Origin of the sequence: Pseudomonas protegens (genome assembly GCF_013407925.2) — a bacterium.
Taxonomy (GTDB): Bacteria; Pseudomonadota; Gammaproteobacteria; order Pseudomonadales; family Pseudomonadaceae; genus Aquipseudomonas; species Aquipseudomonas fluorescens_AP.
In genome coordinates, this window is record NZ_CP060201.1 from 5,787,472 (window position 1) to 5,802,590 (window position 15,119).

Genomic DNA, 15,119 nt, shown 5'->3' on the forward strand with positions numbered 1-15,119 from the left:
GATTAAGCTGCCCTTTTTGCTTACTGGAGCACCTGCTCCTGCATCCGCTTCGTCGTGACATCCATCAAATCACACCCATCGTGCAGCAAAGTGCTGCACACCAGCGCCAGCTCCTGCAGCACCATTGCACCTTTGGGCGCGTCATCAAAAACCGCGAAGTTCTCCAGCGGTTGAGTCACAGCACGTATGCGATACGCCGCTGCATCGTGCAGGCTTGGGTATCGATCAGAAGCGAGGGAATGTTGCCGTTGTGGCCGGTAATCGGCATGTATCGATTCCGAGTAGTCATGGATCTTGCTCCTATACCAATCACAGCCATCACCTTCTGCCGTCAAGCAGCGTAAAGGTGACGGATTGCACAAGGTTGGCGGACCAGGGATACAGGACCTGGCACTCCCGAAGGCGTCCCTGCGCAACCCTCCATATTTCTATGCCCACTCACCTGGCTCCAGGCTTGAGCAAAATGCTCAGCAAATACAGCAAAACGGCATATTTCACTGCCCGGCCCCGGCCCCTAACCTTGTGTCCATCAGCTTTTCAACCCGGATGGAACACAACAAAAATGACTGAATACAACATTGCCCTGGTGGGCTTCGGCGGGGTCAATCGGGCCCTGGCGCAATTGATTGCCGAGCGCAATCAGGCCTGGAAAAAACAGCTGGGTTTCAGTTTGAAAATCGTCGGTGTCAGCGATCTGTTCCTTGGTTCCATCGTCGCTCCCCAGGGGCTGGATGCCGGTCTGCTGAGCAAGCTGCCGGCAACCAAGGGCGCCCTGGCGCAACTGCCCGGCGGCCAGGTGGAGGCGCTCAACGAGCAGGTGATCAAGGACTCCGGCGCCGACATCATTGCCGAGGCCACTTTCACCAATCCGGTGGACGGCGAGCCGGCCAGCACTTTCTGCCGCTGGGCCCTGGAGCAGGGCAAGCACGTGGTGACTACCAACAAGGGGCCGATTGCCCTGCACGGTGCCGAGCTCAAGGCCCTGGCCCAGCGCAATCAGGCGGCGTTCGAGTACGAAGGCGCGGTGATGAGCGGCACCCCGGTGATCCGCATGGCCCAGCAATCCCTGGCGGGCAGCGAGCTGCTGGGCTTCGAGGGCATTCTCAATGGCACCTCCAACTTTGTGCTGACCCGCATGGAAGCCGGCCTGGGCTTTGCCGAGGCGGTGGCCGAGGCCCAGGCCCTGGGCTATGCCGAGGCCGATCCGACGGCGGATGTCGAAGGTTTTGACGTGCGCTTGAAGGTGGTGATCCTGGCCAATGAGCTGCTCGGTGCACAGCTGACCGTCAGCGACGTCAGTTGTCGGGGCATCTCCGGCCTGACGGCGGCGGACCTGGAGCAGGCCCGGGCCGAGGGCGCGCGCTGGAAGCTGATCGGTTCGGCCCAGCGTCTGGCCGATGGCTCGCTGCAGGCCAGTGTCGAGCCGCGGTTGTTGCCCTTGGCCCATCCGTTGGCGGGTATTTCCGGGGCGATCAACGCGGTGTCGTTCAACACTGAACTGCTGGGCGCGGTGACGGTGTCCGGGCCGGGCGCCGGGCGCATCGAGACGGCCTTTGCCTTGCTCTCGGACATCATCCACATCCACCAGTCGCGCACACGCCGCTAGGAGCCTGCCCATGAGCCTGTCACGTCTGGCGCCGGTCGCCGATTCGATTGACGTCTGCAGCCCCTTCGATGGTCGGCTGATCGGGACCGTGCCACGCCTTGAGGTCGGTGCCGTGCCCTACCTGTTGCAGCAAGCCCGCCAGGGCGTCAGCGACTGCGCGGCGTTGCCGCGTTATCAGCGGGCACGGATTCTGGAGCGGGCGGCCTTGAATATCGAGCGCGATGCCGAGCACTTCGCCCGGCTGATCGTCGATGAAGCGGGCAAGACCCTGAAACAGGCGCAGAAGGAGGTCAAGCGTTGCATCAACACCCTCAAGCTGTCGGCCGAGGAGGCCAAGCGCAATGCCGGCGAGGTGCTGCCATTCGATGCCTATGAAGGCTCGGAAAACCGCCAGGGCTGGTTCTCCCGCGAGCCTTTGGGGTTGATCCTGGCGATCACCCCCTACAACGATCCGCTGAACCTGGTGGCGCACAAGCTGGGTCCGGCCATCGCCGGGGGCAACGGGGTGATTCTCAAACCGTCGGAGCTGGCGCCGCTGTCGGCGATCAAGCTGGTGGACTACTTGCGCGATGCCGGGCTGCCGGCTTCGGTGGTGACCCTGGCCACCGGCGGCGCGGAGCTGGGCAAGGCCCTGGTGGCGGCCCGCGAAGTGCGGATGATTTCCTTCACCGGCGGCTTTGTCACCGGCGAGCAGATCGCCCGCAGTGCCGGCCTGAAGAAGCTGGCCATGGACCTGGGGGGCAACGCGCCGGTGATCGTCATGGCCGACTGCGACCTGGCGGCGACGGTGGAAAGCTGCGTGTCCGGGGCGTTCTGGGCGGCGGGGCAGAACTGCATCGGCACCCAGCGCCTGCTGGTCCAGGCCTCGATCTATGAGGCGTTTCGCGAGGCCTTTGTGCGCCTGGCCCGGGAGCAGGTCAGTGGCGATCCGTTGGCCGACAGCACGGATATCGGGCCGATGATCAGCCTGCAGGCGGCGCAGAACGCGCAGAAGGTCGTGGATGAAGCGCTGCAGCAGGGCGCGCGGCTGCTCTGTGGGCATCAGCGCCGGGGTTCCTGCTACGCCGCCACGGTGCTGGAGGATGTCGACCATGGCAGTCGGCTGTGGCAGGACGAGGTCTTTGCGCCCGTGGTGGTCTTGCAGCCGTTCGACGATCTGGATCAGGCCATCGCCCTGGCCAACCAGCCCGAATACAGCCTGCATGCGGGGATCTTCACCAACGATCTGCGCACCGCCATGGACGCTGCACGGCGGATCGAGGCGGGTGGGGTGATGATCAACGATTCGTCCGACTACCGTTTCGATGCCATGCCGTTTGGCGGCTTCAAGTACGGCAGCCTGGGCCGCGAAGGGGTGCGGTTCGCCTATGAGGAAATGACCCAGCCCAAGGTGGTGTGCCTCAACCGCCTGAGCTGAGGCCGAATGCAGCAACACGACAGGTCGTCGGGCACCGGGCAGGTTTGGTCACCTGCCCGGTGTTTTTTTGTCTGGGCGCCAGCGGAGCGAATCGACCCGGACAGCGGCGGTGGTAGAGTCCGCCCACTCAGGATGAAGGATGCGGGAAGCACGAATGATCAAACTGTTGTGGCAACAAGGGCGCGGCCTGTGGCTGGCGCTGTTTCTCGGACTGCTGCTGCCGACGCCGGGGTTCGCCGAGCCGGCGCCGCCGGGGGTGGCGAGGATCGACCTGGACCGGCGGATCATCGATCTGAGCGGCACGCTGGACGCGGCGCAGCAGCAGCGAATGACCGAGAAACTCGCAGCCCTGGAACAGCGCCGCGGTGCGCAGATCGCGGTGATGCTGGTGCCCAGCCTCGGCCAGCAAAGTATCGAGGCCCTGAGCAACCAGCTGTTTCGCGCCTGGAAGCTGGGGCGCAAGGGGGTCGATGACGGCATCCTGCTGCTGGTGGCGAAGAACGATCGCCAGGTGCGCATCGAGGTGGGTTATGGCCTGGAACCGGTGGTCACCGACCTGCTGGCCGGGCAGATCATTGCCCGGGACCTGACTCCTGCGTTTCGCCAGGGGGATTTTGCCGGGGGCATCGAACAGGCCCTGGATGACCTGATCGTGCTGGTGGACGGCGGCGAGCTGCCGGAGCCGGCGCCCTTGAGCGTACCGCTCGAAGCCTATGCCTTGCTGCTGGCGTTCATTATCGGCTCGGTGGCCGGGGTGATGCTGGCCGCGGGCTGGAAGTGGCGCCGGGTCCTGGCCGCTCTGGTGCTGCTGGTGGCGTTGCTGGTGGGCGTGGTGGGCGGTCGCGAGTGGCTGGTGCAATTGTTCCTGGTGCCGCTGTGCATGCTGGTGGGCGGCGCGACCTTCGCCGGATTGTGGCAGGCGCGCCGGGTGTTCTATGGGGTGCTGGGGCTGTTGCTGTATATCGCGCTGCTGACCCTGGTCAGCCGGTATCTGGGCCCTGCGACCTTCCTTTACGGGTTGGCCTGGCCGGTCGGCATGCTGCTGGTGCTGGGAGGGCATTGGCTGCTCTACCGCATGATGCGCAACCGTTGGCGCATGAGCCCCAAGGGCTTTGCCTGGCGATTTGTGACGCTGCTGGTGCTGATCCTGCTAATGGCCTGGGGTGTCGATGCCTGGAGCACGGCCCGGCAGTGGCTGACGGTGTTGCCGTTCGCCTACTTCCTCGGTTTCATGCTGTTTGCCAGCGTCGGCAGTTTTCGTTGGTCCAGCGGCGGTGGCAGTGGTGGCAGTTCGAGCTCGGGAGGCGGGTTCTCCGGAGGCGGCGGTTCCAGTGGTGGCGGTGGGGCGTCGGGCAGTTGGTGATGCGCCTGTTTGCCTTTGCCGTGGCGGACGGACCCGGGCACTGCCGTGTCCGTCCGGGTTCGTGGATCAGACCACTTCGTCGATCAACGAGGTTTTTGGCGCCGTGACCGTGACCGGTGGCTGAGGCTGTTCCTTGGCCTTGTCCCTGAGTTTTTCCAGCGCGTCTTTTTGTTCCGCCGTCAGGGGCGGTGGGGTCAGCACCTTGCCCGAGTCAGGCAGCTTGATGCCAGGCTGGGAGCCGCCGGCGGTCAGTGGGGGGAGGGGACGGTTGTTTATTTCCATGTCACTGCATCCTTGAGTGGGGGGTGAATAAAAGATAACGACCGCTTTGCACTGATCTTTAGAGCCTATGCTCTAGATCGCCGCTCGCGGGCCGATCCAGGTGGTCTGCAAGTTCAACCCACGCTTCAAGGCGCGCCGGGGCGGGGCGAAAAACCGCAACAAGGGTTGATCCAGCGCCGGCTGCTGTCCTGCACAGGACGCCCCGATACGCTGCAAGTACCGCCAGGCGCCCTGGTGGCCTATCGGCCCAGGCGGGCGATCAGGGGTTCGAGCGTGGGGCGTTTGCTCTGCCACTCCGCCTTGGTGATGCCCAGCAGGACCACGTCGATGCGCTGGCCATCCTTGAGGATGTTCTGGCGCCGCAGCCCCTCCTGTTGGAAACCGAATTTCAAGTGCATGTTGATGACGGCAGGGTTACTGACCAGCACCTCGCAGTTGAGCTTTTCAACGCCGACTTCATTGAAGGCGTAGTCCAGCATCCAGAACTCGATCCGGCTGCCCAGGCCTTTGCCTTGCTCCTCGGCGTCCAGGTAGAACGCCCAGTCGGCGGTTTTCTGGCGGGCATTGATGGCATTGAGTGAGACGATGCCCAGGGCCCGGCCTTGCTCCATGACCACAAATACCGCCTGGGCCGGATTGCCCCGCAGGGACTCCAGCCAGCGCTGGTGTTCCTGCTCGCTGATTTCGTGGGAGGTGTACATGTACTGGCGCACCTCTTTCTGATTGCGCAGCGTGCGTACATGGGCCTGGGTGGCGGGGTCGGCATCGACCAGGGGGATGAACTGCATCCTGATGTCCTTCTCGGATGGGTGAGCGGTGCTGGCGCATGATGGCATATCCACTGCTGTCGCATGGATTTGTCTCTCGGGACAAGAACCGGTAGAAAGAGCCCTCGCATTCAGAAAACAGATACCTGCATGAGCAACATCGAGAAACCCAATAGCCGCCTGTTCGACCTCGACTTGCTGCGGGCCATTGTCACGGTGGCCGATTGCGGCAGTTTCACCACGGCCGCCAGTCGCCTGCATTCGACCCAGTCCACCGTCAGCCAGAAGATCCGCCGCCTGGAGGAAATGGCCGGGCACCGCCTGCTGGAGCGCGGCAATCGCGACGTGCTGCCCACCGATGCCGGCGCCACGCTGTTGGGGTATGCCCGGCGCTTGCTGGCGCTGAATGACGAGATGCTGGAGGCGCTGTCCGGCGCCACGGTGGCGCTGACGGTGCGCATCGGGGTGCCGGATGACTTTGCCGCCGGGCGCACCACTGAGCAGTTGGCCGCCTTCAACCGCCGCTATCCCCAGGTCAAGCTGGAAGTCACCAGCGGCCTGAGTCGCGACCTGAGCGCCAGCTATGACCGCGGCGAACTGGACCTGGTGGTGCTCAAGCAACTGCGCAACAGCCGCGAGGCCCTGGGCTGCTGGCCGGAGAAGACCTGCTGGGTGGACAGCGCGAACAACCCCTGCATCGACCTCGATCCGCTGCCCATCGTCACCTTTCCACCGCGGGGGGTGTACCGCGATGAAATGATCAATGCCCTGGAATCCATCGGCCGGCGCTGGCACATCAGTTTCACCAGTTCCAGCCTCAGCGGCCTGCAGTCGGCGATTGCCGATGGCATGGGCATCGGCCTGCTGCCGATGCGCGCGGTGACGGCGGGGCATCAGGTTCTGGCCCGCAGCACCGGGCTGCCGTCGGTGGATGTGTTCGAGGTGGCGTTGCTGCACCGTCCGGCGGCGGATCCCATGGTCAAGGAGCTGGCCCGGGTATTGTCGCGGGTGCTGGCTCAGGACACTCGGAGCTGAGCCTGTTTGGTATTTGATAAATGAATATGCCGGATTCCGGTATTTAATTTGTGCATGAAGGCGGCGCTGGATATCGTGGTGCCCAGCAGTGGTCCGCGTCGCCCCGTGGCGCGTCGACCCGCAGCTTTGTTCACCCCGGCGGCGCTGCTGCACGGGGCAGCAAAACAACAATGAGGAGAGTCTCGATGTCCAAAACCACTTATTACGCACCCCACGGCGGGCACCCGGCGCAGACCGAAATGCTCACCGACCGTGCCATGTTCACCGAAGCCTATGCCGTGATCCCCAAGGGCGTGATGCGTGACATCGTCACCAGCCACCTGCCGCACTGGGACAACATGCGCATGTGGGTGATTGCCCGCCCGCTGTCGGGTTTTGCCGAAACCTTTTCCCAGTACATCGTTGAAGTGGGCGCCAATGGCGGCAGCGACAAGCCCGAGCAGGATCCCAACGCCGAAGCGGTGCTGTTCGTCGTCGAAGGCGAAGTCAACCTGACCCTGCAGGGCCAGGAGCATGTCCTCAAGCCCGGTGGCTATGCCTTTATCCCGCCGGCGGCCGACTGGAAGCTGCGCAACACCAGCGGCACCGAGGCGCGTTTCCACTGGATCCGCAAGCACTACCAGAAAGTCGACGGCGTGCCGTACCCGGATGCGTTCGTCACCAACGAGCAGGACATCGAGCCGCGGGTGATGCCGGACACCGAAGGTCGCTGGAGCACCACGCGCTTTGTCGACATGAGCGACATGCGCCATGACATGCACGTCAACATCGTCAACTTCGAGCCGGGCGGCGTGATTCCGTTCGCCGAAACCCACGTCATGGAGCACGGCCTCTATGTTCTGGAAGGCAAGGCGGTGTATCGCCTGAACCAGGACTGGGTCGAGGTCGAGGCCGGCGACTTCATGTGGCTGCGCGCGTTCTGCCCGCAGGCCTGCTACTCGGGTGGCCCGGGTCGCTTCCGCTACCTGCTGTACAAGGATGTGAACCGCCAGATGCGCCTGACCCTCAACGCACCGCATTGATCCAACAGCAGGGCAGGGGCGCTCAAGGCCTCTGCATGGCTGGATGGCCAACCACGGGAACCGGCGACCATTCGCCGGTTTTCTTTTTTCTGCGGGCTGCGCCCGCCGGGAATATTCAGCGCTGCAACAGGCCACATCGTTCCCTTGCTCGATCCCCTTCACGTCCAGGATCGTTGCGGGCTTTTTGAAGCCGGCAGCAATGCAAGAGCGAGCCTGGTTGCAGCGCCATCACATCTCGATGGTCGGCATGGTGCTCTTGCCGCAGCTGATGAGTTGCCCCGCGGTGACCTGGAGCCCATTGCTGGGTTTCGCGCTGTACCCGGCGAGGAAGCCTGCCATTACCAAGGCCGTGTATAGAATCGATTTTCTCAAGATCATGCTGGTGCCCGCTGTAGGGGGGATAGGAACCTGTGCAGCACTGATCCCTGTTCCGGGAAAAGGTTCCTGATGAGCCGGCGCAACGGATAGCAGGCGCAGCTCGGCATTGACCGCGTTACCCGTGGAGGTCTGCGGGCGTGGCGGAGCGTCGATGACTGGAGGGGGGCGGGAAGCGCACTCGCGCAGTGGCGAAGGCCGCGAGGACAAGGTTTGGAAGAGGGCGCTGCGGATAGTCTTCGGGTCTCGCAACTGCTGCGGACCCGAAGGGCTTGTAGCTTACTTAGATGCGGTGAATCTGAGTGATGTGCGGCTTACCGTTAATTGGCGCGTAGATTTCAACTATCGCCTGCCAGCTGCTGGACGAGCCCGGTAGCGTCGCTTTCGTCTGGTAGCGATAGTTGGTGCCATTGACTACCTGGGTCGACACCAGTTCGGGCGTGTAGTTAACACCTACGAACCCGGCCAAGGCCTCTTTGAAGACTTCCTGATCCTTTGGGGTCAGTTTGTGGTAAGCGGTCCATCCACCAACAAGATGTTCTTGAGCAGTCATGAATTAAATCTCCATATTTAAATTCCTACTCGTCTGGCTTTTCGGATTTCGCCCCGTCTATTGAATGGTTTCCGGAATCCATTTCCTGAATGGTTTTCCGAGCATCCCTACTCCTATTTACTGTGAATCCGGGTGCTTGGGAAAACACCGATACGAGCCTACTGCCGGCCCGGGGGAGTGTAGATCAGGAACGTTGTCTGGGCTGGCGGCCCTGCGCATAGGGGCGCGAGTTCGCCGCAACTCCTGGGCATCGGTCCACTCTGCGGTCATGGGCGTGTCGACCAGGCCTGGCGCCACAGCGTTTACGCGAATGTCCGGCCCCAGCGATAACGCGAGCAAGCGGGTCATGTGATTAAGCGCGGCTTTGCTGACCGCCCGTTGGAACTTGAGGAAAGTGCTGTGGGGGAGGCTGATTTTATTTCAGGCATGACGTTGATGAAGTCCTGTGCCGCTGCACGTGATGCCAGCAGAACAGACTTCAGAGCGTAGTAGCGATTGCCAGGGCCAGTTGTTCGTCGGTCATGTACGGCTGGCCATAGGCCGAGTGGTAGTAGCGAACGGCTTGCTCGAATTGAGCGCCGCGAATCTCGCCATTTGAGCCTACGAATGCCAGTGCATCAGCCTTGGCAGGCTGGAATTGCTTCACCGCCAGCTCAGATAGTCCGGTTGTTCCTGAAAGAAGCAAGGTTGGAGCCAGCGTTATCATCATCATCGAGTTTTGATAGGTACCCTTGTTTTCCGCCGCGGCTTGAACGCCGGTCAATGCCAGGATGACGAACACTAGAGTTTTCCATTTATGCATTCCTCACCGCTTCCTTGCTGTCTGCCGAATAGTGGCGCAACGATACCAAGGTAGGTCGCTGTAGAGATAGAAGCATTCCGGTGCTGGGCCGGGTTCGAGGGGGAGGCCTGTCAATGATCAGCCGTTGTTCAGCGCATCGCCGTCGGCGGGCTTGGTTGAGGGCTTTATCAGCTGTGGCCCGTGGTTCCTGACGTTGCCAATGGCCGCGCTGACTCTGAACCACTCGAAGGCGCCGACAGGCTCACCCTGGAGCAAGGCCATCTGTTCTGCACGCTCCTTGGGCGTGCCAGAGTCGAGCCATTCTCGGGCCAGGTCCGGCGCCAGGACTACCGGCCGGCGGTTGTGAATATCGACCATGCCACCTTGGGCGTCGGCAGTGATGATCACAAAGCCGTCGTGCTCGCCGTGGTCCGGGGCCGGAAGCTGTCCGATCGAGGCGCAGAGGATAGGAGAGCCGTCGCAGTGCCGGATCAGGTAGGGCTGCTTCTTCGGGCCGCCTTCGTCCACCCACTCGAACCAGTTGTCGATTGGGCATATGGCCCGGTGCGGCCAGATCTGGCGGAAGAACGGGCCGTGGGCCACTTTTTCGACCCGGGCATTGATCGGGGCTGCGCGATCATCCGCCCAGTGCGGCCGCCAGCCCCAGCGCACGGCGTCGGCATGCAACGCCTCGCCGACAACATGGAAGAGGGCAAGCTGCATCGTCGGTGCTGCGTTGTAGTGCCCCAAGGGCTGGTCGCCAATGCTGTTGACCAGTGCCCCTGGCATGCCCAGGGCAGCGACGAAGTCGTGGATACCGCGATACTGAGAGAGTCTTCCGCACATTGCTGTGCCCTCACGCTAGGAGCGTAAGCATAGCTTCGCCTGGGGACTTCTATTGATCAGCGCGCTCGCTTTTGCAGAGCTGTGGCATGGCGCCTTGGCTTGAACATCAATGGCACTGAGGAGGTCGACGGGGCCCGATATAAGCAGTCGGGTGGTGCCGCGTCGAGTAACCGAGTTGGCTCCTATCAGGGAGGCGGTTGCCACTTGCATGATGAGAGCCTCGGAAAAGCTACGGGCTCAGAACTCATTGTGTAAGAAAATCCGCGTCAGCATTCGCACGGGCATGTTTAACCCCGAGGAAGCCAAGTATGCAAACGGTGTCCTGGTAGAACTGCCGTATCCAACCAATGATGTCAGGCTCATGACGAAAATGGCTGTGGAAGCGCTGGACCGCGTTTTCAGGCCGGGTTTCAAATACAGTAAGGCCGAGGTCCTGTTGTTGAATCTGTGCCAGCCAGGCGAGTACACCGGCGATCTCTTCGCCGTGGCGCAACCATCGGAAACCGACAAGGTGATGAAGGTCCTGGACCAGATCAACAGTCGCTGGTGGAGGGGCACACTCCGCGCTGCCAGCGTCCCTACCAATCCCGATTGGGGTATGCGGCGGGAGATGATGAGCCAGAGTTTCACGACGAAGCTTGATCAGCTTTGGAAGGTGTCCTGCAACTGAGGAAACCGTGGGGCAAAAATGGGGCAATCTGTACGCCAATCAATGCCATTTAATGCTAAGCGGTTCCAATTCCAACTTTGCCAATGAAACTCTACAGCCCTTGTGTTTTGAGGTTGCAGGGCTCTTATGTTCTCCGCTATGGGCCTTCTTTCTTGACAGCTATACCCTTTGGTGGCCCTGTGCTACTTTTCTTGGAGGACAACCAGAATAAACCTGAGAAAGTCAGGTAAAAAGGAAAGAGAATGTGGAAAAAAATTAATGAACTAAGGGACCCATTCAACGATGCGGTAAATTATCGGAGTAGAATAGAAAAGGAATTTTTCAATAAGTTGTTCTTGCGAACTGATGAATTAGATCGGTTGCTTGCACCATCTATTTATTATCTGATGGGAGAGAAAGGTGCTGGTAAAACAGCATATGCTACGTATTTGGAAAATAATAAGTATGATAAGAACTATTGCAAAACGATCACTCTTACAGATACGCAATATAAAAGATTTATAGCTCTTAAGAAGAATGGGAAGCTTCACTACAGTGATTATGCTAATATCTGGCGGTCTATACTTTTGTCTGCTACATCTCAGGTTATAATTGATAAGTCAAGAGGGATATTTCAGCTGTTGAGTGGTAAGTTTAAGGAGGTGGAGGAGGCACTAAGGAAATGGAATAAAAGCTCACTGAATCCTGAAATAGATAGCGCCCTGGAATCATTAAAAAGTTTAACGGCTGATGGCGAACTCGGTGTTGAGCCTTTGAAGGTTTCTACGTCGGGTAAGCTTGAATGGACATCAAAAACTGAAGAAATTAAGCATCATCTATTGGAAAACGAGACAAATCTAAAAGAGGCTATTGGTTCGCTTTCTTTGAGCCATAATCACATTGTTTTTATTGATGGTATTGACTTTAGACCTTCCTCGGTTTCTTATCGTGAGTATATGGATTGCATCAGAGGTCTTGGTGAGGCTGCGTGGCAACTGAATACGGAGTTTTTCAATGGTATTCGTGACTCCAAAGGGCGTATAAAATAGTTTTGCTGGTACGTCCAGATGTTTTTCATTCTTTAAATATTTATAATTCTAATTCTAGAATTCAAGATAATACAGTTTTTCTTACTTGGCACACGTCTGAGGCTAATGCATCCTCATCTGCACTATTTGAGGTGGTTGGTAAGTTTTTAGCAAGCCAAAACGGATCCCAAGTATCTCCGAGTGATGCATGGTGTAATTATTTTATGGATCATGCGGGCTCTCTTGAAGTGTTCAAAAAATTTCTGCGAGGCTCATTTCAAAAGCCTAGAGATTTTTTAACGTTTATAAAAATTCTTAGGGCGTTACATTTAAGTAAAGGCCTGGGTAGTCAAACCCAGTTCTCCCCGCGATTACTAAGTGATCCAGGATTTACTAATAATTCATCTGATTATCTTTTGGGGGAGGTTCGCAATTATGCGGCCTTCTATATGACTCCTGAAGATTTTGGCTGTTACTTAAAATTTTTTCAGTTTCTTGATGGTAAGTCTAAGTTTACTTTTGCGGAGTTCTCTAAATACTTTAATAGCTTTTCTCGATGGGCAAGTGGAGAGTCTATTCATAATCGGCAGTATTTGCGAGATGCAGAGTCGTTGTTGCAGTTTTTTTATGATGTGAATGTTATAGGTTATAGGGAGGAAACCGACGATGAGTCAGGCACTTACTACCATTGGTCATATCGGGAGCGCTCTCTCAATAATATAGCGCCGAAGGTGAAGCCGGTTGATGATCTGATGATTAACCCCGGAATTGCTAAGGCGCTAGATATTGGTAAGAGGTTCAATCGCACTGAGGCTCCTATGGAGCCCAGGAAGCCTAAAAAACGACAGTGGAAAGATAAAAAACGTTCTCAGCGGCCGGGTAGCGAGAAAGCACCTAGCCGTTAGGGATATCCTCAGGGGATAGTTATCAACTTCGGGTCGCTCGGAGTACTTGCGAAATCAGTTCCGCAATCAAATTCACGATCCGCGCAGGGCGTGGGTCGCAGCCTTTCTATGAGATGGCACTTGTGGAACGGATTTTTCACTAACTAATTGAAAAAAGTGAAATTTTATCCGGATTGCAAATCCGCCTACTCTGGTTCGATTCTGGCCTCGACCTCCACTCTTGAAAAGCCCGTAGATTAACGTCTACGGGTTTTCTATTGCTTTAAGTTCGAGAAGTATTCCGCAACTTCGGTGTGAACTGCCCCCTAGAGGGGCTGACGCTGGGGCGAAGGCTTATACAAACTCAGTCCTTTTTTAACCCATCCAGAATTTTTTGAATCAGGAAATCCCCATCTGCTTTAATATCGTCAGTGGTTCCTAGTAATTTGTCGGAGCCCGCAAAAATAATATCGTATTTTTTTTCTTTGTTAGTTTTGAAGCTTATAGGCTCTCTACCAATTTTTTCGTATAAATCTCCTACTTTGGAATCGAAAGCTATCAGCTCTTCAATCGATTGAGGAGCTCTAGAATTTTTGTAGAAAAATAATGATGTCGAAGTTTGTATGGATGCGCGAATCGACATGGTTTTCTGAAAATTTGTGATTCCATTGGCTAGCCCCAAATGATAGGTAAGCAACATGGAGATAAATATGAAATGACCCAAAGGTTGTGCTGATAAACAACTCTGAATTAATTTGATGTTAGTTCGTTTGTTCGAGATTTTCTTGCTTTCTATCCAGTCTTTATAAATCAATTGTTCAGTGAGAGTGTCGAATGCAAGAAGGATAATGACGGCGAAACCCGCGTACGTGAGTCCTGCACCTAATTCAATTATGGCGTTGTTACTTAGATTTAGCGCTGTGACAAATGTTCCGGCCGCTGTTAGGTAAGCCAGATCTAGCTTCTGGTAGACTCTAGAGCTTTCCCTGAGTGCTAATAAGGTCTCAGAATCAAAATGCTCTCTAGTTAGAGAGGCTGGGTCAGATACGCGCTTCATGGGTTTGATGATGTCCATATGCGTTGTGAGAAGGTTGCATTATATCCAGCAAACAAACGAGCGAACATCGGACAGCAAAAAAACATCTGGCATGGCGCCGGCTCATTCCGAATATAAGTACAAACGCAATACTGGTAGTACCTTTGTCAGGCAGTATTTTCAACTTGCTTAGAATTTGCTACAGCGCCGAGGGATGGTAGCGAACTAGCCCGCAGGGCTAGGGGCTAGGGGGAGGGCTAGGTCCAATCCATTATCGGGGCGATGCAGCAATTACTCCCGTCCAGTAACTGCAGGCCATGGTGTGTGGCAAGAATCGACCATCTTGAGGTTAGGAAAATACAGGATAGCACCCAGGTCGGGCCATAGGTTCTGGCGTTCTGTCGGCATGCTGCCGTATGAGGGTGGTTGCGGAAACTCAAGAAATGATGCGGAAACGGTCAGGTGGTGACGGTAAGCGCCCGTGAACGCCAGACACAAAAAAGCCCTGATAAATCAGGGCTTTCTCGTTGAGATTTGGCGGAGGCGTAGAGATTCGAACTCTAGGACCTGTTACAGTCGGCGGTTTTCAAGACCGCTGCCTTAAACCACTCGGCCACACCTCCAGATCGCATTGCGGGCGCCATAATACCCGAATGAAACACACTGTCAAACTCTCTGCGTCGCGAGTTACAGAGCCTCTGTTATCATCCTTGCCACTAAATGTTTCCCCCAACAGGAGTGTCGCCATGCGCGAACAGGATTACGCAGTTAACAACGGCGTGCAGGCCGAGCAGCTAGAGGTTAGCCGCGTCCTGCGCAACACTTACGGCCTGCTGGCCCTGACCCTCGCGTTCAGCGGTGTCATGGCCTATGTGGCGCAGCAGATGCGTGTCGGCTACCCGAATATTTTCGTGGTGCTGATCGGCTTCTACGGTCTGTTCTTCCTCACCAACAAACTCCGTGACTCGGCCTGGGGCCTGGTGTCGGCTTTCGCCCTGACTGGTTTCATGGGCTTTTTGCTCGGCCCGATCCTCAACCGTTACCTGGGCATGCAGGGCGGCGCTGAAGTGGTCAGCTCGGCCTTCGCCATGACGGCCCTGGTGTTTGGCGGTCTGTCGGCCTACGTGCTGATCACCCGCAAGGACATGAGCTTCCTCGGTGGTTTCATCACCGCCGGTTTCTTTGTCCTGATGGGCGCCGTGCTGGCCAGCCTGTTCTTCCAGATCAGCGGTCTGCAGTTGGCGATCAGCGCCGGTTTCGTGCTGTTCTCCTCGGTGTGCATCCTGTTCCAGACCAGCGCCATCATCCACGGCGGCGAACGCAACTACATCATGGCCACCATCAGCCTGTATGTATCGATCTACAACCTGTTCGTCAGCCTGCTGCAGCTGTTCGGCATCATGGGTCGCGACGACTGATCCCGGTTGTTGAACCCATAGAAAAAGCCCGCTTCGGCGGGCTTTTTGTTGTCCGGG

General features: G+C 57.6%; 15 protein-coding genes, 1 tRNA gene and 4 pseudogenes. 11 read left to right on the forward strand and 9 right to left on the reverse strand.

Features of this window, described 5'->3' with window-relative positions:
* Positions 1 to 20 precede the first annotated feature (20 nt).
* Positions 21 to 289, reverse strand: a pseudogene (locus GGI48_RS26795) (hypothetical protein).
* Between the two features lie 273 nt (positions 290 to 562).
* Between GGI48_RS26795 and GGI48_RS26800 the strand changes: the two are divergent.
* The 3 genes from GGI48_RS26800 to GGI48_RS26810 all read left to right on the forward strand — a co-directional run bounded on the left by GGI48_RS26800 (position 563) and on the right by GGI48_RS26810 (position 4,386).
* Positions 563 to 1,606 (forward strand): homoserine dehydrogenase, encoded by a 1,044-nt coding sequence (locus GGI48_RS26800; protein WP_179600849.1) that lies wholly within the window; start codon positions 563 to 565, stop codon positions 1,604 to 1,606.
* Between the two features lie 10 nt (positions 1,607 to 1,616).
* Positions 1,617 to 3,023 (forward strand): aldehyde dehydrogenase family protein, encoded by a 1,407-nt coding sequence (locus GGI48_RS26805; RefSeq protein WP_179600851.1) that lies wholly within the window; start codon positions 1,617 to 1,619, stop codon positions 3,021 to 3,023.
* Between the two features lie 154 nt (positions 3,024 to 3,177).
* On the forward strand, positions 3,178 to 4,386 hold the full coding sequence (locus tag GGI48_RS26810) for a TPM domain-containing protein (protein WP_179600853.1): 1,209 nt from the start codon (positions 3,178 to 3,180) through the stop codon (positions 4,384 to 4,386).
* 66 nt (positions 4,387 to 4,452) lie between these two features.
* Here the strand turns inward: GGI48_RS26810 and GGI48_RS26815 are convergent, their stop codons facing one another.
* Positions 4,453 to 4,668 (reverse strand): hypothetical protein, encoded by a 216-nt coding sequence (locus tag GGI48_RS26815; RefSeq protein WP_016963330.1) that lies wholly within the window; start codon positions 4,666 to 4,668, stop codon positions 4,453 to 4,455.
* Positions 4,669 to 4,744: 76 nt separating this feature from the next.
* Here GGI48_RS26815 and GGI48_RS26820 point away from each other — a divergent pair.
* Positions 4,745 to 4,837: pseudogene (locus GGI48_RS26820) on the forward strand (50S ribosomal protein L36); the annotation flags it as partial.
* A 70-nt stretch (positions 4,838 to 4,907) separates the two neighbouring features.
* Here GGI48_RS26820 and pseH read toward each other — a convergent pair.
* Positions 4,908 to 5,456, reverse strand: a complete 549-nt coding sequence (gene pseH / locus GGI48_RS26825; RefSeq protein ID WP_179600855.1) for a UDP-4-amino-4,6-dideoxy-N-acetyl-beta-L-altrosamine N-acetyltransferase — start codon at positions 5,454 to 5,456, stop codon at positions 4,908 to 4,910.
* A gap of 129 nt (positions 5,457 to 5,585) precedes the next feature.
* Between pseH and GGI48_RS26830 the strand changes: the two genes are divergently transcribed.
* From GGI48_RS26830 to GGI48_RS26840, 3 genes are all read left to right on the forward strand, one after another.
* Positions 5,586 to 6,470, forward strand: a complete 885-nt coding sequence (locus GGI48_RS26830) for a LysR family transcriptional regulator (RefSeq protein WP_179600857.1) — start codon at positions 5,586 to 5,588, stop codon at positions 6,468 to 6,470.
* Between the two features lie 185 nt (positions 6,471 to 6,655).
* Positions 6,656 to 7,492, forward strand: a complete 837-nt coding sequence (locus tag GGI48_RS26835) for a bifunctional allantoicase/(S)-ureidoglycine aminohydrolase (protein ID WP_047305085.1) — start codon at positions 6,656 to 6,658, stop codon at positions 7,490 to 7,492.
* A 43-nt stretch (positions 7,493 to 7,535) separates the two neighbouring features.
* Positions 7,536 to 7,940 carry a hypothetical protein gene (locus GGI48_RS26840; RefSeq protein ID WP_179600859.1) on the forward strand — a complete coding sequence of 135 codons (405 nt, stop codon included), beginning with the start codon at positions 7,536 to 7,538 and terminating at the stop codon, positions 7,938 to 7,940.
* A gap of 210 nt (positions 7,941 to 8,150) precedes the next feature.
* On the opposite strand, the gene GGI48_RS26845 is transcribed toward GGI48_RS26840, so the two are convergent.
* From GGI48_RS26845 to GGI48_RS26860, 4 genes and pseudogenes are all read right to left on the reverse strand, one after another.
* Entirely contained in the window at positions 8,151 to 8,420 is a 270-nt protein-coding gene (locus tag GGI48_RS26845) for a hypothetical protein (RefSeq protein ID WP_016963335.1), read from the reverse strand.
* Positions 8,421 to 8,609: 189 nt separating this feature from the next.
* Positions 8,610 to 8,795, reverse strand: a pseudogene (locus tag GGI48_RS26850) (SDR family oxidoreductase); the annotation flags it as partial.
* A gap of 103 nt (positions 8,796 to 8,898) precedes the next feature.
* On the reverse strand, positions 8,899 to 9,222 hold the full coding sequence (locus GGI48_RS26855; RefSeq protein WP_179600861.1) for a DUF2388 domain-containing protein: 324 nt from the start codon (positions 9,220 to 9,222) through the stop codon (positions 8,899 to 8,901).
* 117 nt (positions 9,223 to 9,339) lie between these two features.
* The gene (locus GGI48_RS26860; protein ID WP_179600863.1) at positions 9,340 to 10,047 is read right to left on the reverse strand and encodes an SOS response-associated peptidase family protein; all 708 of its coding nucleotides are present in this window, start codon (positions 10,045 to 10,047) and stop codon (positions 9,340 to 9,342) included.
* Positions 10,048 to 10,210: 163 nt separating this feature from the next.
* Between GGI48_RS26860 and GGI48_RS26865 the strand changes: the two are divergent.
* The 3 genes and pseudogenes from GGI48_RS26865 to GGI48_RS26875 all read left to right on the forward strand — a co-directional run.
* A pseudogene (locus GGI48_RS26865) lies at positions 10,211 to 10,717 on the forward strand (DUF4113 domain-containing protein); the annotation flags it as partial.
* Between the two features lie 242 nt (positions 10,718 to 10,959).
* Positions 10,960 to 11,745: a P-loop ATPase, Sll1717 family gene (locus GGI48_RS26870; RefSeq protein WP_179600865.1), complete on the forward strand. Its 786-nt coding sequence runs from the start codon at positions 10,960 to 10,962 to the stop codon at positions 11,743 to 11,745.
* A 2-nt stretch (positions 11,746 to 11,747) separates the two neighbouring features.
* Positions 11,748 to 12,629 (forward strand): P-loop ATPase, Sll1717 family, encoded by an 882-nt coding sequence (locus GGI48_RS26875; RefSeq protein ID WP_179600867.1) that lies wholly within the window; start codon positions 11,748 to 11,750, stop codon positions 12,627 to 12,629.
* Between the two features lie 343 nt (positions 12,630 to 12,972).
* On the opposite strand, the gene GGI48_RS26880 is transcribed toward GGI48_RS26875, so the two are convergent.
* Both GGI48_RS26880 and GGI48_RS26885 read right to left on the reverse strand, forming a co-directional pair.
* Positions 12,973 to 13,665, reverse strand: a complete 693-nt coding sequence (locus GGI48_RS26880; protein ID WP_179600869.1) for a hypothetical protein — start codon at positions 13,663 to 13,665, stop codon at positions 12,973 to 12,975.
* Between the two features lie 514 nt (positions 13,666 to 14,179).
* A tRNA-Ser gene (locus tag GGI48_RS26885) sits at positions 14,180 to 14,267 on the reverse strand.
* A 123-nt stretch (positions 14,268 to 14,390) separates the two neighbouring features.
* Between GGI48_RS26885 and GGI48_RS26890 the strand changes: the two genes are divergently transcribed.
* On the forward strand, positions 14,391 to 15,062 hold the full coding sequence (locus tag GGI48_RS26890) for a Bax inhibitor-1/YccA family protein (RefSeq protein WP_011062013.1): 672 nt from the start codon (positions 14,391 to 14,393) through the stop codon (positions 15,060 to 15,062).
* The last annotated feature ends 57 nt before the right edge of the window (positions 15,063 to 15,119 follow it).